Annotated in this window: 26 protein-coding genes; 2 read left to right on the plus strand and 24 right to left on the minus strand. The window is 37.9% G+C overall.

The genetic code is table 11. The features are described from left to right. Positions 1-2: 2 nt before the first annotated feature. The 18 genes from rplR to rpsJ are packed head-to-tail and all read right to left on the minus strand — an operon-like array spanning position 3 to position 7863. The gene (gene rplR, locus LAB100_RS04095) at positions 3-368 is read right to left on the minus strand and encodes a 50S ribosomal protein L18 (protein ID WP_281273973.1); all 366 of its coding nucleotides are present in this window, start codon (positions 366-368) and stop codon (positions 3-5) included. Positions 369-384: 16 nt separating this feature from the next. Then, entirely contained in the window at positions 385-915 is a 531-nt protein-coding gene (gene rplF / locus LAB100_RS04100; RefSeq protein ID WP_119325791.1) for a 50S ribosomal protein L6, read from the minus strand. 30 nt (positions 916-945) lie between these two features. Continuing rightward, entirely contained in the window at positions 946-1344 is a 399-nt protein-coding gene (gene rpsH / locus LAB100_RS04105) for a 30S ribosomal protein S8 (RefSeq protein ID WP_057866672.1), read from the minus strand. A gap of 30 nt (positions 1345-1374) precedes the next feature. After that, positions 1375-1560: a type Z 30S ribosomal protein S14 gene (locus LAB100_RS04110; RefSeq protein WP_010018530.1), complete on the minus strand. Its 186-nt coding sequence runs from the start codon at positions 1558-1560 to the stop codon at positions 1375-1377. Between the two features lie 17 nt (positions 1561-1577). Further along, the gene (gene rplE / locus LAB100_RS04115; protein WP_119325790.1) at positions 1578-2120 is read right to left on the minus strand and encodes a 50S ribosomal protein L5; all 543 of its coding nucleotides are present in this window, start codon (positions 2118-2120) and stop codon (positions 1578-1580) included. Between the two features lie 16 nt (positions 2121-2136). Next, a complete protein-coding gene (gene rplX, locus LAB100_RS04120; RefSeq protein WP_119325789.1) occupies positions 2137-2379 on the minus strand; it encodes a 50S ribosomal protein L24 in 243 nt (80 codons plus the stop codon). Positions 2380-2411: 32 nt separating this feature from the next. Further along, positions 2412-2780, minus strand: coding sequence for a 50S ribosomal protein L14 (rplN, locus tag LAB100_RS04125; protein ID WP_025084417.1), 369 nt, complete (start codon positions 2778-2780; stop codon positions 2412-2414). A 29-nt stretch (positions 2781-2809) separates the two neighbouring features. Further along, positions 2810-3085 (minus strand): 30S ribosomal protein S17, encoded by a 276-nt coding sequence (gene rpsQ / locus LAB100_RS04130; RefSeq protein ID WP_119325788.1) that lies wholly within the window; start codon positions 3083-3085, stop codon positions 2810-2812. A gap of 22 nt (positions 3086-3107) precedes the next feature. Then, a complete protein-coding gene (gene rpmC / locus LAB100_RS04135; RefSeq protein ID WP_119325787.1) occupies positions 3108-3302 on the minus strand; it encodes a 50S ribosomal protein L29 in 195 nt (64 codons plus the stop codon). Beyond that, entirely contained in the window at positions 3292-3723 is a 432-nt protein-coding gene (gene rplP, locus LAB100_RS04140; protein WP_119325786.1) for a 50S ribosomal protein L16, read from the minus strand. Before rplP ends, rpmC begins: the two co-directional genes overlap by 11 nt. 3 nt (positions 3724-3726) lie before the next feature. Then, positions 3727-4401 (minus strand): 30S ribosomal protein S3, encoded by a 675-nt coding sequence (gene rpsC, locus LAB100_RS04145; protein WP_119325785.1) that lies wholly within the window; start codon positions 4399-4401, stop codon positions 3727-3729. 17 nt (positions 4402-4418) lie between these two features. Then, a complete protein-coding gene (gene rplV, locus LAB100_RS04150; RefSeq protein WP_057866732.1) occupies positions 4419-4772 on the minus strand; it encodes a 50S ribosomal protein L22 in 354 nt (117 codons plus the stop codon). Positions 4773-4789: 17 nt separating this feature from the next. After that, entirely contained in the window at positions 4790-5071 is a 282-nt protein-coding gene (gene rpsS / locus LAB100_RS04155; protein WP_041501334.1) for a 30S ribosomal protein S19, read from the minus strand. 34 nt (positions 5072-5105) lie between these two features. Further along, positions 5106-5939, minus strand: coding sequence for a 50S ribosomal protein L2 (gene rplB / locus LAB100_RS04160; protein ID WP_119325784.1), 834 nt, complete (start codon positions 5937-5939; stop codon positions 5106-5108). A 16-nt stretch (positions 5940-5955) separates the two neighbouring features. Beyond that, complete coding sequence (rplW, locus tag LAB100_RS04165) at positions 5956-6243, minus strand: 50S ribosomal protein L23 (RefSeq protein WP_057888154.1); 288 nt, start codon at positions 6241-6243, stop codon at positions 5956-5958. Beyond that, positions 6243-6866, minus strand: a complete 624-nt coding sequence (gene rplD / locus LAB100_RS04170; RefSeq protein WP_119325783.1) for a 50S ribosomal protein L4 — start codon at positions 6864-6866, stop codon at positions 6243-6245. Before rplD ends, rplW begins: the two co-directional genes overlap by 1 nt. 17 nt (positions 6867-6883) lie before the next feature. Beyond that, a complete protein-coding gene (rplC, locus tag LAB100_RS04175; RefSeq protein ID WP_119325782.1) occupies positions 6884-7519 on the minus strand; it encodes a 50S ribosomal protein L3 in 636 nt (211 codons plus the stop codon). A gap of 35 nt (positions 7520-7554) precedes the next feature. Next, the gene (gene rpsJ, locus LAB100_RS04180) at positions 7555-7863 is read right to left on the minus strand and encodes a 30S ribosomal protein S10 (RefSeq protein WP_010018513.1); all 309 of its coding nucleotides are present in this window, start codon (positions 7861-7863) and stop codon (positions 7555-7557) included. 284 nt (positions 7864-8147) lie between these two features. Between rpsJ and LAB100_RS04185 the strand changes: the two genes are divergently transcribed. Then, complete coding sequence (locus LAB100_RS04185) at positions 8148-9347, plus strand: CPBP family intramembrane glutamic endopeptidase (RefSeq protein WP_119325781.1); 1200 nt, start codon at positions 8148-8150, stop codon at positions 9345-9347. A 64-nt stretch (positions 9348-9411) separates the two neighbouring features. On the opposite strand, the gene LAB100_RS04190 is transcribed toward LAB100_RS04185, so the two are convergent. The 4 genes from LAB100_RS04190 to rpsL all read right to left on the minus strand — a co-directional run bounded on the left by LAB100_RS04190 (position 9412) and on the right by rpsL (position 14814). Next, positions 9412-11604, minus strand: a complete 2193-nt coding sequence (locus LAB100_RS04190) for a KxYKxGKxW signal peptide domain-containing protein (protein WP_162894162.1) — start codon at positions 11602-11604, stop codon at positions 9412-9414. Positions 11605-11739: 135 nt separating this feature from the next. Next, the gene (gene fusA / locus LAB100_RS04195) at positions 11740-13839 is read right to left on the minus strand and encodes an elongation factor G (protein ID WP_119325779.1); all 2100 of its coding nucleotides are present in this window, start codon (positions 13837-13839) and stop codon (positions 11740-11742) included. Positions 13840-13886: 47 nt separating this feature from the next. Further along, the gene (gene rpsG / locus LAB100_RS04200; protein ID WP_010018510.1) at positions 13887-14354 is read right to left on the minus strand and encodes a 30S ribosomal protein S7; all 468 of its coding nucleotides are present in this window, start codon (positions 14352-14354) and stop codon (positions 13887-13889) included. Between the two features lie 46 nt (positions 14355-14400). Next, positions 14401-14814 carry a 30S ribosomal protein S12 gene (gene rpsL / locus LAB100_RS04205; RefSeq protein WP_010018509.1) on the minus strand — a complete coding sequence of 138 codons (414 nt, stop codon included), beginning with the start codon at positions 14812-14814 and terminating at the stop codon, positions 14401-14403. A gap of 171 nt (positions 14815-14985) precedes the next feature. On the opposite strand from rpsL, the gene LAB100_RS11795 reads away from it, so the two are divergent. Beyond that, a complete protein-coding gene (locus LAB100_RS11795; RefSeq protein WP_211321941.1) occupies positions 14986-15705 on the plus strand; it encodes a prepilin peptidase in 720 nt (239 codons plus the stop codon). Here LAB100_RS11795 and LAB100_RS04215 read toward each other — a convergent pair. Both LAB100_RS04215 and rpoC read right to left on the minus strand, forming a co-directional pair. Further along, a complete protein-coding gene (locus LAB100_RS04215; RefSeq protein ID WP_119325918.1) occupies positions 15695-16513 on the minus strand; it encodes an alpha/beta hydrolase in 819 nt (272 codons plus the stop codon). The two genes, LAB100_RS11795 and LAB100_RS04215, sit on opposite strands and share 11 nt — an antisense overlap. A 171-nt stretch (positions 16514-16684) precedes the next feature. Next, positions 16685-20353, minus strand: coding sequence for a DNA-directed RNA polymerase subunit beta' (gene rpoC, locus LAB100_RS04220; RefSeq protein ID WP_119325777.1), 3669 nt, complete (start codon positions 20351-20353; stop codon positions 16685-16687). Between the last annotated feature and the right edge of the window lie 21 nt (positions 20354-20374).

The raw sequence follows: 20374 nt of genomic DNA on the forward strand, positions 1-20374 counted from the left end.
TTCTAGAATTTTAGCCCATTTTCACGAGCTGCTTCAGCAAGACTTTGAACACGTCCGTGATATAAGTAACCACCACGATCAAAGATTACATTGCTAATTTTTGCTTCTTGAGCTCTTTGTGCAACCAATGCACCAACAGCTTGAGCTTGTTCAACTTTTGAACCGTCTTTAACTTCTTTATCAAGAGTTGAGGCACTTGCTAGCGTTACACCCTTTACGTCATCAATTACTTGAGCGTAAATGTTTTTATTAGAACGGAATACATTTAAGCGTGGGCGCTCAGCAGTACCAGAGATTTTGGCACGGATACGTCTTTGACGTTTTTGACGTGCTTTGTTTTTGTCTGGTTTGTTAATCACAATTTTCACCTCATAGATTTATTTACTACTTACCAGTTTTACCTTCTTTACGACGTACATATTCGCCAACATAACGAATACCTTTACCTTTATAAGGTTCTGGAGAACGTACATCGCGGATCTCAGCAGCGAATTGTCCAACTCGTTGTTTTGAGATACCTAAAACGTTGATTTCAGTATTTGAAGGTGATTCGATCTTGATACCTTCTGGTGCATCCATAACAACTGGATGTGAATAACCAACTGAAAGTGTTAATTTGTCACCCTTAACTTGGGCACGGTAACCAACACCTCGTAGTTCAAGTTTCTTTTCGTAACCTTCTGTAACACCAATAATCATGTTATTAAGATTTGAACGCATTGTTCCGTGAAGAGCTTTATCATTATCATCTTCACGTGTGAACTTAGCTTCCTTATCGTCAAGTGTTAGCTTGATCTTTGAATCAAAATGTCTTGTTAATTCACCCTTAGGGCCTTTAACAGTAATGTTTTCATCTTTTTGAGTAACTGTTACTCCTGCGGGAATTTCAATTACTTTATAACCGATACGACTCAAATTAGTGCACCTCCTTACTTTTTAAGATTATTACCAGATATAAGCGATTACTTCTCCACCAACGTGTTGAGCGCGGGCTTCTTTGTCAGTAATAACACCTTTTGAAGTTGAAAGAATAGCGATACCTAATCCATTAAGAACCTTAGGTACGTTATCTGAATCAACATAACTACGTAGACCTGGTCTTGAAATACGTTTCAAGCCTGAGATGACGCGTTGTTGATCTTTACCATATTTTAAGAAAATACGAAGTACGTTTTGTTTGTTATCTTCGATAACTTCGTAATCCTTGATAAATCCTTCATTTTTAAGAATCTCTGTCATGCTCTTCTTGATGTTTGAAGCGGGAATGTCTAGAGATTCATGTTTAACCATATTTGCATTACGAATACGTGTTAAGTAATCTGCAATAGGATCTGTCATGACCATTGAGTTTGCCTCCTTTTTATATTAAAAATCTTACCAGCTAGCTTTTTTCATACCAGGGATTTGACCTTCATGAGCCAATTGACGAAGGCAAAGTCGGCAAAGCTTGAACTTACGATATACAGAATGTGGACGACCACAGCGTTCGCAACGTGTATAAGCTTGTGAAGAGAACTTTGCGGGTCTATGATTACGTACGATTTGAGATTTCTTAGCCAATGAATTTACCTCCTAATTTATTTTGTAAATGGCATACCGATTTGAGTTAATAGTTCACGTGATTCTTCATCTGTGTTAGCTGTTGTAACAATAACGATGTCCAATCCACGAATCTTGTTAACCTTATCGTAGTCAATTTCTGGGAAAACCAATTGTTCTTTAACACCAAGTGTATAGTTACCACGACCATCAAATGAACGAGTAGATACACCACGGAAGTCACGAACACGTGGTAAAGCAATGTTGATTAGTTTGTCAAGGAAGTCATACATACGATCACCACGTAGTGTAACTTTAGCACCGATTGACATACCTTCACGAAGTCTGAAACCAGCGATTGATTTCTTAGCTTTTGTGATCAAAGGCTTTTGACCAGCAATTAAACCTAATTCTTCAACTGCTTCGTCAAGATTCTTTGAGTTAGCAATAGCATCACCAACACCCATGTTCAAAACGATCTTATCGATCTTAGGTGTTTCCATGATTGATGAGTAGTTAAACTTCTTCATCATTGATGGTGTGATTTCGCCAACGTATTTTTCTTTTAATGCGTTAACCATTTAGTTTTCTCCTTTCTTATTTATCTTCTTTATCAGTTGTTTTACTTACAACTTTAACGTTAGTTGCGCTAATAGGTCTTTCAACGTCAACAATTCCACCTTGGGGTTGAGAATTGCTTGGCTTAGAGTGTTTCTTTACAACGTTAACGCCTTCAACGACAACTTTGTTAGCAGAAGGAATAGCCTTTTTAACTACACCTGTCTTGCCTTTAGCGTCACCAGCAATAACTTTGACATTGTCTCCAGTTTTTACAAACACTATTCAGCACCTCCTGAATTTAATTGATCTTTTTATAGCACTTCTGGTGCTAGAGATACGATCTTCATAAAATCGTTATCACGTAGTTCACGAGCAACGGGTCCGAAGATACGTGTTCCTCTAGGTGTTTTATCAGCATTAATAATAACTGCAGCATTTTCATCAAATCTGATGTAAGAACCATCTGTACGGTGAGCACCTGATACAGTTCTTACGATAACAGCTTTAACAACGTCACCCTTTTTAACAACGCCACCTGGTGTTGCTTGTTTAACAGTAGCAACGATAATATCACCGATATTAGCTGTCTTACGGTTTGAACCACCAAGTACTTTAATAGTTAGAATTTCACGAGCTCCAGAATTATCTGCAACTTTTAGACGACTTTCTTGTTGAATCACGTTTTGGCCCTCCTCTCATCAGTTATAGTCTAGATTGTGACTGCTTTTTCGACGATTTCTAATAAACGGAAGCGCTTTGTCTTTGACAAAGGTCGAGTTTCCATGATACGTACAATATCGCCAACTTTTGCTTCGTTGTTTTCGTCTTGAACGTAATATTTCTTAGAATATCTAACACGTTTTCCATAAACTGGATGTTGTTTTGTAGTTTCAACAACTACAACGATTGTCTTGTCCATTTTGTCTGAAACGACGCGTCCTTGATATACCTTACGACGGTTACGAGTTTCTTGTGTTTCGCTCAACTTGATGTCCCCTTCCTGTTTATTATTTTTCGTTATTCTTTTGGTTTTGAGCTGTTCTTAATCTTGCAATGTTCTTTCTTACAGTCTTTAGACGAGCTGTATTTTCCAATTGGCCTGTGGCTTGTTGGAAACGCAAGTTGAATAGTTCTTCTTTATATTCTTTAACTTTGTCTTGCAATTGAGCAGCAGTTAGCTCTTTGATCTCACTAGCCTTCATCAGCGCCACCTACTTCCTCACGTTTTACAAACTTAGTTCTAACAGGTAGTTTGTGTGATGCAAGTCTCAAAGCTTCACGAGCAGTATCCTCGTCAACGCCACCGATTTCAAATAAAATCTTTTCGCGTTTAACAGGGGCTACCCATCCAGCTGGAGCACCTTTACCATTACCCATACGAACACCTACACCCTTAGCAGTGTATGATTTATGAGGGAAGATTTTAATCCAAACCTTACCACCACGCTTCATGTAACGAGTCATAGCAACACGGGCTGCTTCAATTTGTCTGTTAGTGATCCAACTTGAATCAAGTGATCTCAAGCCATATTCACCAAATGTAACAGTTTTACCACCTTTAGCTTCTCCGCGCATCTTTCCACGGAATTCACGACGGTGTTTTACACGTTTTGGTACTAGCATAGATTATTCTCCTTTCCCTTCATTTTTTGTGTCATTATGTTGTGGCTTAGCAGGAAGAATTTCACCACGGTAAATCCAAGTTTTGACACCTAAATTACCATAAGTTGTCTTTGCTTCAACCCAAGCATAATCGATATCAGCACGCAATGTGTGCAAAGGAACAGTTCCTTCTGTATGCCATTCACGACGAGCCATATCGGCACCGTTTAAACGACCAGAAATTTGTACCTTGATACCCTTAGCACCGGCACGTCTTGAACGTTGAACTGCTTGACGTTGTGCACGTCTGAAAGCAATACGAGCTTCAAGTTGACGGGCGATACTTTCACCAACCAATTTTGCATCTAGATCAGGTTTCTTGATTTCGATGATGTTGATGTGAATGTTTCTGTTAGTTAAGTTGTTTAATTCATTACGTAATTTTTCAACTTCAGAACCACCTTTACCGATAACCATACCTGGTTTAGCAGTATGAATTGAAACAGTAACGTTCTTAGCAGTACGTTCGATTTCGATTCTTGATACAGAAGCATTTGAAAGTTTGTCTTCAATATACTTACGAATCTTAAGGTCTTCATGTAAAAATGTTGAAAAGTCTTTATTGTTTGCATACCATTTGGCATCCCAGTCACGGATAACACCGACACGGAATCCGACTGGATTAATCTTTTGACCCACTAAAGTTACCTCCTATACTATTCTTTTTCACTTACAACTACTGTAATGTGACTTGTTCTCTTGTTAATTGGTGATGCTGAACCTTTAGCTCTAGGACGGAAACGTTTTAGAGTTGGTCCTTCGTCAACGAAAGCTTCACTGACGTATAGGTTTTGTGCATCTAAATCAAAGTTATGTTCTGCATTTGCAATTGCTGACTTAAGAGCTTTAGCAATAATTGGAGAGCCTGCTCTTGGTGTGAATTGCAAAATTGCAAGTGCTTCAGCAGCTTGCTTGCCTCTGATTAGATCAATAACAAGGCGAGCCTTACGAGGTGCAATACGCACGTTAGTAACCTTAGCTGTTGCAGATGTAATTTCTTGTTCTGCCATCATTTAAGTCTCCCTTCTTATTTCTTAACTGTCTTCTTGTCATCTGTTGCGTGACCATGGAATGTACGTGTAGGTACGAATTCACCTAACTTGTGTCCAACCATATCTTCTTGGATATAAACTGGAACATGCTTACGTCCATCATGAACTGCGATTGTATATCCTACGAAACTAGGAAAAATTGTTGAACGTCTTGACCATGTCTTGATAACTGACTTTTTGTCAGAATCTGCTTGTGCATCGATCTTCTTTAAAAGATGTGCATCAGCGAATGGTCCTTTTTTTAAACTACGACTCATCTTATGTCCTCCTTATATTATTCTAATGAATAGTTTACTTACCTTTTCTATGACGAACGATAAGCTTTTCAGATTTGGCATGAGTTGAACGAGTTTTCTTACCAAGAGTCTTCTTACCCCATGGTGACATTGGAGATGGATGACCGATAGGAGCTTTACCTTCACCACCACCATGTGGGTGATCGTTAGGGTTCATTACTGATCCACGAACTGTAGGTCTCATACCTAACCAGCGCTTACGACCAGCTTTACCAATCTTAATAAGTTCATGTTGTTCGTTACCAATGGCACCGATACTTGCACGGCAAGTTGAAAGGATCAAACGAACTTCACCAGAAGGCAAACGTAAGATTGAGTACTTACCATCTCTACCAAGCAATTGGATTGATGTACCAGCTGAACGGCCAAGTTGACCACCCTTGCCAGGTTTCAATTCAACGTTATGAATTGTTGTACCAACAGGAATATCAGCAAGTGCAAGTGCATTACCTGGTTTGATATCTGCATCTTTACCAGATTGAATAACTTGTCCTACTTCTAGACCCTTAGGAGCTAAGATGTATGATTTAACACCATCTGAATAGTGAATAAGTGCAATATTAGCTGTACGGTTAGGATCGTATTCGATAGCCTTAACTGTAGCTTTAACACCGTCTTTGATACGTTTGAAATCAATAACACGGTATTTTTGTTTGTGTCCACCACCACGGTGACGCACTGTAATATGACCGTATGAGTTACGACCAGCAGTATGGCTTTGTGATTCTAAAAGTGTCTTTTCAGGAGTTGTTTTAGTAATTTCTGAAAAGTCAGAACCTGTCATATTACGACGACCGTTTGTGGTTGGTTTATACTTGATAATCGCCATTATTTGACCTCCTTATTTATTCTTCGTCAAAAATCTTAATTTCATCTGAATCTGCTGTAAGAGTAACAATAGCCTTACGACGTTTTGCTGTAAAACCAACATAACGACCTTGGCGCTTCTTCTTACCAGAAACATTCATGATATTTACTTGTTTAACTTTAACACCGAAAACTTCTTCAACAGCTTGTCTAACAAGAACCTTGTTAGCGTCTAGGGCAACATCGAAAGTATATTTCTTGTCGCTCATAGCGTCCATTGAGCTTTCAGTAACAACAGGGCGAATAATTACGTCTCTTGCGTTCATTATCCAAGCACCTCCTCAATTTTAGAAAGTGCTGCTTGTGTAACAACTAACTTGTTTGCGTTAATAACGTCAAGAACGTTAACACCTTCTGGTGCAACAACCTTAACTTTATCAATGTTTCTTGCTGATAAAGCAACGTTGTCGTTACCGTCTTCAACAACTACAAGAGCCTTGTTGTCAGCACCTACTGTATTTAGTAATTGTGCAAAAGCTTTTGTACTTGGCTTGTCGTATGAAATTGAGTCAATAACGATTAAGTTACTGTCAGCAGCCTTTTGTGAAAGTACAGACTTCAATGCCAAACGGCTAACCTTCTTAGGAAGGTGATATGCATAAGATCTTGGTGTAGGGCCGAATACGACACCACCACCTACCCATTGAGGTGATCTAATTGAACCTTGACGAGCACGTCCTGTACCCTTTTGACGCCATGGCTTTCTACCACCACCACGTACTTCGGAACGGTTCTTAACATCATGAGTACCTTGTCTCATTGATGCACGTTGCATGATGACTGCATCTGTAACAACACTATCATTTGGTTCGATACCAAAGATTGCATCTTTTACTTCAACAGCACCGTTCTCAGCACCGTTATCTTTGTAAGCTGTGATTTTTGTCATAACTCATTTCCTCCTTCCTATTTTTGATTAGCTTTAACAGCTGTTTGAATTTTAACTAATGATTTGTTAGCACCGGGAACATTTCCCTTAATCATGATTGCATTACGTTCAGCATCAACTTTGATGATTTCAAGGTTTTGTGTAGTAACACGGTTGTTACCCATAACACCTGGAAGCATCTTACCTTTGAATACACGGTTAATGATGGCACCCATTGAACCAGCAACACGGTGATATCTAGAACCGTGAGTTTCTGGACCTCTAGCTTGACCAAAACGCTTGATGTTACCTTGCATTCCGTGTCCCTTTGTTGTACCTGTAACGTCGACAATATCACCTGAATTAAATGTATCAACTGTAACGTTGCCACCTAATTCGTAGTCTCCCATTTCAACATCGCGGAATTCGCGAATGTAATGTTTAGGAGTTGTATTTGCCTTTTCTGCATGACCTTTGGCTGGTTTGTTAGATAGAACTTCGCGTCTGTCTTCAAAACCTAGTTGAACGGCCTCATAACCATCATTTTCAACTGTCTTAAGTTGCATAACAACGTTTGGTGTTGCTTCAACAACTGTTACGGGAACAAGTTCACCGTTGTCAGTGAAAATTTGAGTCATTCCGACTTTTTTACCAAGAATTCCTTTTCTGGCCATGTTTGCACCTCCAATAATTTATTTTTAATTAGTAATTATAATTTGATTTCAATGTCAACACCAGATGGTAGATCCAACTTCATAAGTGAATCAACCGTCTTCTTTGTTGGGTTAACAACGTCGATAAGTCTTTTATGTGTACGCATTTCGAATTGCTCTCTAGAATCCTTATGCTTATGTGGTGAAGCTAACACTGTATATAGTGAACGCTCTGTAGGCAATGGAATTGGACCTGAAATTTGTGCTCCAGTTCTCTTTGCTGTTTCCACAATTTTGTCAGCTGATTGATCTAGAATACGATGTTCATAAGCCTTCAAACGAATGCGAATTTTTTGACTTGCCATGGGGTTACCTCCTTTTTGTCTCTTTCAAGATGACCGGCTCCGTGAAAATATCCGCCAGCCCTGCCGTGGCAAAGCGGCCGGGTGTGTCGCAACCTCTCACTTCTAAGCCGTCGATATTATTTTAATATCAATTTGGTACATACTTCTATATGAAATAAGCACTCTTATAATATTACACGATGAACTCCATATTTTCAAGGTAAAATCAAGTATTTTTTTAAATGAAAGACGCTTTCTTAAAAAAGCTTTTTCAACTATACTCTAAGAAATAGTGGAGGTGTGAATTGAATAATAATCTCGAATTTAGTTATAATAACAGGTTTTCGCAAAATAATAAAGACAAACTTTATTTTATTTTGTTCAAGAGCCAGGTAATCTTTAATGCTCTAGCAATTTTTGCTTACAGTGCTATGACTGAGAACTTATATCTCTTTGGTCCAATTGTCCTCAATCTATTAGCTTTATATCTTAAACAGCACCCTCAAAAAATACTTGATCGTATCAATTACATCTTTCAATTATTTTTTCAGGTTTTTATCATACCGGAATCGTATCATTATCTGATTAATGCTACAGCTAAACTTTACGGATGGAATCTTCCCAGTTCAATTGCTCTTTTGCTTGTAACTATGTTGTTGATATATATCCCTTACGTAACTGTTTTCTTTGGTAGCATTCGAAACAAGTTCTGGCAATTGGTCATCTTACTATTTGTTTTTGAATATGTTTCAATGGGTGGATTGAGTATGGTAACTTATGGAACTTTACTTTACTTCAATCCTTTTATGGCTACTTTAATTAATTCAGCCTTTCTCGGTGCCCTGGAGTTTCTAATCCTAACTCTTCTATTAATGAATCATTGGGGCTATTCCTTACCTAAGATGCGTTTGGCTAAATCCGTTAATTTCAAAGTCTTGACTTTATTATTGGTAGTAAGTATTTGGTTTGTACTTTGGAATGCTTTCGGAAGTGGCAACAATCTATTAACATCGTTCTTCAACTTTAACTTCTCTAATCTTAATTTTAAACCAGAATATATTCTCTCCGGCTTAGAAGCAGGAATTGCCGAAGAATTATTGTTTAGATATTCTTTTCTAACGATCTTACTATTAGTATTTCGAAATACTAAATTCAAAATCTTTTATGCTGCTGGTGTCAGTAGCCTTTGTTTTGGATTATTACATTTAGGAAATATCACTGCCGGTCAAAGCATTGCCAATACACTTAATCAAGTTATCTTTGCTTTTGGTTTTGGTCTGTTAATGTGTGGACTATATCTTTATACGGAAATGTTTTATGTACCTGTCATCTTTCATATTCTAGTTGATACGTTAGTATTCAGTGTTTCAGGCACATTAATGTCAGGTAAAGTAACTTTAGCAGATAGCCTTTTGACGATCTTAGAAACCTTAATTTTCGTTGGTATTGCCATTGCTATTCTAATTGCTGTTTATAATAGAAGAAACAAATCATTTAGTTTCTAATTAAATAGGCATCGAGCTCTTATATATCAAGGGTTCGATGCCTATTTTTATTATTAGTCTACTATTATTGAATCGTATCAGAAATATTTAAGAATTCATTGGTAGCTACTCTATAAAAAGAGGTTGGATTATCATCACTACCAAGATAACCAATTCTATCAACTAACCAACTAGTTCTAGGAGCAAGTGCTCTATTTGTGACCAATGCACCTTCATCATTCAATAGTCTAGCTATTTGATCTTTAGTATTAGCAATCGTATTAAAATCCTTATAACGATAAACACTTGAGATTCTAACCCATTCATTGGTTGCTACTCTGAAATACGTCATATCACCTAATTTAACATATTGATCTGAATACCAATCAGTATTCTCCGCTAATGCTCGGTTCGTCACTGGAACAAAATTAGTTCCTGATAATTTATATAAAGTAACATCACCCTTATCAACAAAGGTTGAAACATTTTGATTCTTTTTAACAATATCTAATTGTTCGCCAGAACCACCATTACCAGAGGAAACCTTTTTATAAGTAACCGTTTCATCAGTAGTTATCGTACCATCGGCATTAATAACAGCTGTAACGGAATCCTTATCTTTAGTATATCCTGGAACATCCGGAACCTTAACTGTTACTTTATCACCCGCCAAACCACTGATCTCTTTGACAGATTTTTCACCCAGATTAGAATCGATTGTCACATCAGCTACTATTAATGGTTCAACATATGGTGTTATTTTGTAATCGGCCTCGGTCGTATTATTTGAAATGTCAACTCCCCCGTCGTACTCAACGCCATTAACTTGTTTGAGCCATTCACTAGTTGAGACACGATAATACAGTACATTATTAATATAACGGTAAGAATCAGTTTGCCATATAGTACCACCCGTTTGCCCCTCATCAACCGCTGGTAGTCCACGATTAGATAGAGTTATATCTATATTTTTATTGTTTAACTTGTAAACCTTGTAAATATAATTATCTTTCTTCTCTAAAAATAAAGTATTTCCTCCGATTAACGGCACAGCCTTAGAATAAGATTCAATCTTTACAGACACATCTGGTGTAACCATAGATTCATTATTACTACTCAAGGTGGCTTTTACAATTTCACCAGCTTTTCCAGAATACGAATACGTAAAATCTTTATCATAATAGTCTGAGTGAACCACGACGGTACCTGTATAAATGCTACTGTTCTTATCCAAATTTCCAGTAACTGATTTATACTCTCCATTATTTAAGGTTGGATCATTAACAATAAATACAGGGGTTATTATTGCTGTATTAGGGTTGAGATTGCCACCCTGAAATGTTACTCCTGTATTTGCTTCAATCCATCCATCAATATCAATGGTGTGGTAATAAATATTACCATTATAATCTGTCATTTGAGCATCTACGGTCCAATCACTATTTCCAGCCAAACCTACGTTTAATTTCAATCCATATTTATCATTTACTATATATCCATAACCAGATGGACTATCCAAAATAATTTTATTGCCATCCGCTGGACCGATAAATTTTTCCTGTTTATTTGCTTCAATATTAATTACTACACTATTACCTGAACTATCAGTTTTTCTAACTGTATCACCAATATTACCGGTAACATCATAAGTCTGTCCTTGGTAAGTTACTGAAGCCGAATACGTACCATCAGCATTTTGTTTAACATTATCACCTTGATAAACATATGAATCTTCGTCCATATAATCGGCAGTATCATTATCATTTTGAGTTGTATCAGCTGCTTGTGTTTGTACGCCATCATTTACATCAGCAGCTTGTACATTATTCGTATTAGTATTATCTGCAGTATAAGTAATCACATCACTAGTACTGACAGAACCATCCTCATTTATTTCAACCGCAACGGTAGGACTACTTGTCACAGTGTAACCAGTTTTTGTTGGAACTGGTACATTAACAGTCGTACCTTCTTGACCATTTACGGAAACCTCTACATCACCTAAATTAGACGACACCATTAGTGATTTAGTTACAGCGGTTAAATTGCTATTATCGTTAGTCTGACTACCATTATTTTTGGTTGATTCGCTATCAGGATCTTGTTGAATAGCTTCTTGCTGTGTGTTATTTACGGTTGTAGCTTTTACAGGCATTGTGCTTAACATCATTATGCCTGCAAAACCCAGCATTGATGCAACTACCCAAACCTTACCCTTCTTATAAAGTTTCTTTCTGACAATTGCGTTAGGATTCGCTTTAAGTTGATTGAATCGCATGGAATCACCCCTTTGCTTGCTATTATACATTTTTAAATATACATTTTGAGATAAAAAGATATACAATCCATTTTTTGTCGCACAAAAAAAGAGAAGATCAAATTGATCTTCTCTTTATTAATTATCAACTAAAGATTAGTCTTCTTCAGCCTTACCACCATTTTTCTTGATGATTTCAGCTTGAATTGACTTAGGAACCTTCTCGTAGTGATCCATTGTCATAGTAAATGTACCACGACCTTGAGTTGCTGAACGAAGTGTTGTAGCGTAACCAAACATTTCTGCTAGTGGAACGAAAGCATTGATAAGTTGTGCGTTACCACGTGCTTCCATACCTTCAACACGTCCACGACGAGCAGTAACTTGTCCCATAACATCACCTAAGTAATCTTCTGGTGTAACAATTTCAACCTTCATAATAGGTTCAAGAATTACGGCACCAGCAGTCTTAGAAGCGTTACGTAGTGACATTGAAGCGGCAATCTTAAAGGCAGCTTCTGATGAATCGACTTCGTGATATGAACCATCATACAACTTAGCCTTAACATCGATTAATGGATAACCGGCAAGAACACCGTTTTCCATAGCTTCCTTCAAACCTTGTTCAACTGAAGGGATGTATTCACGAGGAACAACACCACCGACGATAGCGTCTTCGAATTCGAAGCCTTTACCCTCTTCATTAGGTGTAAATTCAACCCAAACATCACCATATTGACCTTTACCACCAGATTGACGAACGAACTTACCTTGAGCACTTGTTTGTTGTGTAAATGTTTCACGGTAAGCAACTTGAGGTTCACCAACCTTACATGCAACGTTAAATTCACGTTTCATACGGTCAACCATGATATCCAAATGCAATTCACCCATTCCGGCGATAAGAGTTTCACCAGTTTCAGGATTTGTTTCAGCTTGGAATGTAGGATCTTCTTCAGATAGTTTTTGGATAGCAATATCCATCTTATCTCTATCTTCCTTAGAGTTAGGTTCGATAGAAACTTGGATAACTGGATCTGGAATATCCAATGATTCAAGGATCAATGGATCTGAAGGATCAGTTAGAGAATCACCAGTTGTAGTATTCTTCAAACCGATAACAGCAGCGATATCACCTGAGAATACTTCTGGGATTTCCTTACGGTGGTTAGAATGCATTTGTAGCAAACGACCAACACGTTCACGTTTGTCTTTTGTTGAGTTCAAGACATAAGAACCAGATTCTAGAGAACCTCTATATACACGAATGTATGTTAGACGACCAACGAATGGATCAGTAGCAATCTTAAATGCTAGACCAGCAAATGGTTTGCTGTCATCAGCCATAAGTTCAACTTCTGAATCATCCTTTGGATCAGTAGCTTTATAAGGACGTACATCAAGTGGTGATGGTAGGTAATCAACAACCGCATCCATCAACATTTGAACACCCTTGTTCTTGAAAGCAGAACCAGCAAGAACTGGGAAGAATTTCAAATTGATAGTAGCCTTACGAATAGCTGCACGAATCTCATCGTTACTGATTTCTTCACCTTCAAGGTACTTGTCCATGATATCATCATCAACATCAGCAACGGCTTCGATTAATTCAGAACGCTTCTTCTTAGCTGTTTCAACATACTCTTCGGGAACATCAACTGTATCCCACTTTGTACCTAGCTCATCTTCATCATAAAGATCAGCTTTCATTTCGATTAGATCGATAACACCTTCAAACTTATCTTCAGCACCGATAGGCATTTGGATAGCATGGGCATTAGCATCTAGTCTTTCATGAAGTGTATCTACAGAATAGTCAAAGTCAGCACCGATTTTATCCATCTTGTTAACAAAGACAATACGTGGAACACCATATGTTGAAGCTTGACGCCAAACATTTTCAGTTTGTGGTTCAACACCAGATTGAGCATCAAGAACTGTAATAGCACCATCTAGAACACGGAGTGAACGTTCAACTTCAATTGTGAAGTCAACGTGTCCAGGAGTATCAATGATATTGATACGGTTGTTCTTCCATTCAGCAGTTGTAGCAGCTGATGTGATAGTAATACCACGTTCTTGTTCTTGAGCCATCCAGTCCATTTGTGAAGCACCATCATGTGTTTCACCGATTTTATGGATTTTACCAGTATAGTACAAGATACGTTCAGTAGTTGTAGTTTTACCAGCATCAATGTGGGCCATGATACCAATATTACGGGTATCTTCTAGTGGAAATTCACGTTTATTAGCCATGAAATATTGTTTCTCCTCTCAAATTAACTAGTTTAAGTAACTAGATCCTACCAGCGATAGTGAGCGAATGCACGGTTAGCATCGGCCATCTTATGTGTATCTTCACGTTTCTTAACAGCAGCACCAGTATTGTTAGCTGCGTCCATAATTTCATTAGCTAGACGTTCGTCCATTGTGTGTTCACCACGTAGACGAGCATAACTTGTGATCCAACGAAGTCCAAGAGTTGTACGACGATCTGGACGAACTTCGATAGGAATTTGATAGTTAGAACCACCGATACGGCGAGCCTTAACTTCAAGTACAGGCATAACATTGTTCATTGCTTCTTCAAACACGTCCAATGGTTCGTTACCTGTCTTATCTTTAATAATATCGAATGCACGATATAGAATTGTTGAAGCTGTACCTCTTTTACCATCATACATTAAGTGGTTAATCAAACGAGTTACTAGCTTTGAGTTGTACATTGGATCTGGCAAAACATCACGTTTTGGAGCTCTACCTTTACGCATAAAAAATTCCTCCGTTATTACATTATTTCATTAAAATGATTAATTGTTATTTCTTAGGCTTCTTAGCACCATATTTTGAACGACTTTGCATACGTCCATCAACACCGGCTGTATCTAAGGCACCACGAACAACGTGATAACGAACACCAGGTAGATCCTTTACACGTCCACCACGGACAAGAACAACACTATGCTCTTGCAAGTTGTGACCAATACCAGGGATATATGCTGTTACTTCAATAAGGTTTGATAATCTAACACGGGCATACTTACGTAGGGCAGAGTTAGGTTTCTTAGGTGTCATTGTTCCGACACGAGTTGCAACACCACGTTTTTGTGGAGCTGGATTCTTTGTGGCAACTTTCTTCATACTATTGTAGCCGTAGTTCAATGCAGGTGCATCGGACTTAGAAGTTTGTGACTTACGGCCTTTGCGAACTAATTGATTAATTGTAGGCATTCAAAGTTCCTCCTAAAAATTTAAGTACACACATCCAGGTGGTTCATAATTGGGTAAAATAATAAACCACGTGAGTGGCGTACGTTATGAGCTTTATATTTAATAAACAAACTAATATTGCTGCCAATAAAAGCACGTCTACTAGAATACCATCTAAAAAAAGCCATGTCAATGCAACTTCTAAAAAGTTATCCACAATTCCTCGTAATTTCTATTGAGGTGATTAAATTGAGATACTTCTTATATTTATTATTTTTCATACTGGGAGCTTGCATTATCTCCTTTCTAAAAGTAATTGCATATGATTACCCACAGATCAGCTTAACCAGACGGTCTCATTGTGACTACTGCGGTAGGATTTTACGATGGTTCGAAATTATACCTATAATAGGTTATTTCATAGTTCATGGTAGATGCTCCACGTGTAAAAATCAACTTAGTTTTTTATATCCATTTTGGGAATTTATTGGCGGTACGTTCCTTGTCACATTGTTATATTGGCAAGATTTAAATTACTTACCCTTTTTTATGATGTTGATAATTCTTAGCTTTTCCGACTACTATTATGGCTATATTTATCCCATTTTTTATTTAATCGCTCTTCCGACGATTTTTTTGAATCATTCGTCGCTTCATCTACTGGTTGGCATTAGTATTTATCTTCTTTTACGCTTACTAAATTACTTTTACCTATTGGGATTAGGAGATATTGAAGTATTAGCCATTATTGGTTTTCTTCTGGGTCTTTCCATTTTTCTCAAAGTACTCTTACTTGCCTGTTTATTCTGTATTGGAATCTTTTTGATCAATAAAAAAAGATCATTTAGATTTATTCCCTACATCACAATTGCGACTGGAATAATCTATCTGATCTCTCACTTTATAGTTTAGGTAAAATATTTTGCAATTTAAGCCAATTAACACATAGTTCCCACCACTTGACGTCGTACTCGTTTAGGTTAGCCTCATTTCCAGGTGCTTGAGTTACATATGTACCCAAAGATAATCCATGATCACCTGAGCCAAACAAATGCATTTCATAAGGAATTTTTAGCATATCCATCTTTTGTGCATAGAGAATCGAATTCATTACCGGCACTGTTTTATCAGTTACTGTCTGCCAAATAAAGGTTGGTTTCCCATGTTTTGTCAAATGCTCTTGGGCTTGCCAATAATAGATATCTGGCGCAGCTTTCATAGCCCAGTCCTCATCTTTAGGCCAACCAATGGTCATATCTATTACCGGATAGCATAAGATATTTAAGGCTGGTTCAACACTCAAATCTTCAGAATAAATTTTCTCCCGTTGCTCAGGATCTAACATAATTGAATTAAAGTTTGCTACTACATGGCTACCAGCAGAAAAGCCAACCAATACAACTTTACTCAAATCAATATGATGATCAGTTTGTGTTTTGAGCCAATTCAAAGTTGTCGCTAATTCTTGCAAAGCCAATGGATAAACACTGTGATTATCATCAATTAATTGATAATCCAATACTAAAGCATGCATTCCTACAGCATTAAATTTAAAAGCAATTGGTTGAGCTTCACGATCTGTCAAAAATTTAAAAGCTCCACCAGGACAAATAATCGCCAATGGATGATCAACTGGAGTTTCATAATCAGAAATAGGATCTAGCCAGTAAGTATCTAAGTTAAACTTGATATCTTGATAAGTTAATTCTTGTTTTTGCAAAATCTTAACCCCCAAATTATTTTTCATTCACATTATACAAAAAAAGAACTTGAGATATAACCACTTTTGTCATTAGGCCAGAACCTGGACACAATCTTTCCCACATAAAAAATCCCAGTATAGCAACCATCCTTGATGGTCTCTATACTGGGATTTATTTTTAATCATTTATTAGTGCTTTTCTTCTTTAGCAGCATCTTCAGCTTTCATTTGAGCTTCGATGTCAGAAATTGTATAGGCACCATTCAAAGAATTGTCTGCCATAGGACCGACTTTCTTAGGTTCCATATGGTTGTACTTAGCCATACCAGTACCGGCAGGGATAAGTTTACCAATAATAACATTTTCCTTAAGACCAAGAAGTGGATCATTCTTACCTCTGATAGAAGCATCTGTAAGAACTCTTGTTGTTTCCTGGAATGAAGCGGCTGACAAGAAACTGTTTGTTTCAAGAGAAGCCTTAGTAATACCAAGAAGAACAGGACGTCCAGTAGCAGGAATACCACCATTGAACAATGTCTCACGGTTATGGTCAGTAAATTGAGAAATATCCATCAATTGACCAGGCAATACATCAGTGTCACCAGGATCAAGAATACGGATCTTTCTAAGCATTTGTCTAACCATAACTTCGAAATGCTTATCAGAAATATCAACACCCTGCATACGGTAAACTTTTTGAACTTCTGCAAGCAAGTAGTTTTCTGTATGTAGAACGTTTGTAACTTTGATTAATTCCTTAGGATCGATTGAACCTTGTGTTAACTTACCACCACGTTTAACGTGATCGCCTTCGGCAACCGCAACACTTGATGTATAAGGAACACTATAAGTTCTAGTATCAATGTCACCTTCAACAGTAATTTCCTTAGTATGTTCTGCTGGGTTTTCGTCAATGGCTGTAACAGTACCATCAACTTCTGAAATAACGGCAAGACCTTTAGGATTTCTAGCTTCAACAATTTCTTGAACACGAGGAAGTCCTTGAGTAATATCGTCACCACCGGCAACACCACCGGTATGGAAGTTACGCATAGTCAATTGAGTACCTGGTTCACCGATTGATTGAGCAGCAACAGTACCAACTGCTTCACCAATTTCAACTTCTTCACCAGTTGCAAGGTTACGACCGTAACATTTCTTACATACACCATGTTTTGTATCACATGTGAATGCTGAACGAATTGTAACGTGTGTAACACCAGCATCAACGACTTTTTGAGCAATAGTTTCATCCATCAAGACACCACGAGGTACGATAACTTCGCCAGTCTTAGGATCTTTAATTGTCTTTTGTGTATAACGACCAACAAGTCTGTCATACAATGGTTCGATCATATCTGTACCTTCCATGATTGAACTTACAACAAGTCCACGGTCAGTACCACAATCTTCTTCACGTACGATAACATCTTGAGCAACATCAACTAGACGACGAGTTAAGTAACCTGAGTTAGCTGTCTTCAAGGCTGTATCGGTCATACCTTTACGAGCACCATGGGTTGACATGAACATTTCCATGACAGATAGTCCTTCACGGAAGTTAGAAATAACAGGGATTTCCATCATACCACCATTAGGAGCGGCCATAAGTCCACGCATACCTGCTAGCTGAGTAAAGTTTGAGATGTTACCACGGGCACCGGAATCAGACATCATTGAGATAGGGTTTGTAGGATCAAATGAATCGATCAACAATTGTTGAATTTCATCCTTTGTATCGTTCCAAACACTAATAACACGATCATGTCGTTCATTGTCGGTGATAAGTCCACGACGGAATTGCTTAGAAATTGAAGCAACTTGTTTGTGGGCTTTTTCGATGATCTCAGGTTTTTGAGTTAAGTTAGGAACATCTGTAACACCAACTGTCAAACCAGAAAGTGTACAAATTGTGTAACCTAATTCCTTCATATCATCAAGAAGTGATGATGTTCTTTGAACACGATAGATCTTGAAGATTTGAGCAATGATATCTGATAGATAACTACTCTTCAATGGATCAACAAGGTCCATTTCATCAAGGCGTTGGTTAATATCTTCACCTTTGCCAAGGAAGTATTTATCAGGAACACCATGCATCAAATTATCATCAGTTGGTTCATTCAAGTATGGGAAATCTTCTGGAAGAATTTCGTTGAAGATTACCTTACCAACGGAAGTAATCATAACTTTACTTCTTTGGTCATCCTTGAATGGCTTGTTAGGCATTGAATCAACAGCAATACCAATTCTTGTATGGTAATGAACGTCACCGTTCAAGAGAGCTGTTTGAACTTCGTTTGAATCCTTGAAGATCTTACCTTCACCAGTCATATGTCTTGTTTCAATTGTTAGATAGTAGTTACCTAAAACAACATCCTGTGAAGGAGTAACGATAGGCTTACCATCTTTAGGAGCAAGGATATGGTGAGCAGCAAGCATCAACATACGTGCTTCGGCTTGGGCTTCGTCTGATAGTGGCACATGGATAGCCATCTGATCACCATCAAAATCGGCATTATAAGCTTCACAAGCAAGTGGATGCAAACGGATTGACTTACCATCAACCAATACAGGTTCAAAGGCTTGAATACCAAGTCTGTGAAGTGTAGGGGCACGGTTAAGTAATACTGGACGTTCTTTGATAACGTCTTCTAGTACATCCCAGATGTCATCATCTTGTCTGTCGATCTTTCTTCTAGCATTTTTAACGTTAGAAGCAATTTCTCTCTTAACAAGTTCATGCATAACGAATGGTTTGAACAATTCCAAAGCCATTTCACGAGGCAATCCACATTGATAGAACTTCAATGTAGGTCCAACATCGATAACTGAACGTCCTGAGTAGTCAACACGTTTACCAAGTAAGTTTTGACGGAAACGTCCTTGCTTACCTTTAAGCATATGTGAAAGTGACTTCAATGGACGGTTACCAGGTCCTGTAACAGGACGGCCACGACGACCATTATCAATCAAAGCATCAACAGCTTCTTGCAACATTCTCTTTTCATTTTGAACAATGATATTAGGAGCATGTAGATCCAACAATCTCTTTAGACGGTTGTTTCTGTTGATAACACGACGATACAAATCGTTCAAATCAGAAGTGGCGAAACGGCCACCTTCAAGTTGAACCATTGGACGTAGATCAGGTGGGATAACGGGAATAGCTTCCATGATCATCCATTCAGGTTTGTTACCTGATTTTTGGAAAGCACTTAAGATGTCCAAACGTCTGATCGCACGAGTACGTTTTTGACCTTGAGCAGTCTTTAGTGTTTCACGTAATTCTTTAACTTCACTATCCATATCAACTTGGCTAAGTAAATCACGGACACCTTCGGCACCCATCTTAGCAACGAACTTGTTACCAAATTCTTCACGTTTCTTACGGTATTCTGTTTCAGTTAATAATTGTTTCTTTTCTAGATCTGTGTCACCTGGGTCGATAACTACATATGATGCAAAGTAGATAACTTCTTCCAAGTTTCTTGGACTCATGTCCAAAACAAGTCCCATACGTGATGGAATTCCCTTAAAGTACCAGATATGTGATACAGGGGCTGCTAGTTCGATATGAGCCATACGTTCACGACGAACTTTTGAACGAGTAACTTCAACACCACAGCGGTCACAGACAATACCCTTATAACGGATACGTTTGTACTTACCACAGGCACATTCCCAGTCTTTAGTTGGTCCGAAAATTCTTTCATCGAATAGACCATCTTTTTCTGGTTTCAAAGTACGGTAGTTGATAGTTTCTGGCTTTTTAACTTCCCCATAAGACCAACTACGAATCTTATCCGGAGATGCTAAACCAATTTGCATACTTTCGAATTTATTAACGTCTATCAAAAGGTAACCTCCCTAAAGTTT

This window comes from Companilactobacillus musae (assembly GCF_003967595.1).
Lineage (GTDB): Bacteria > Bacillota > Bacilli > Lactobacillales > Lactobacillaceae > Companilactobacillus > Companilactobacillus musae.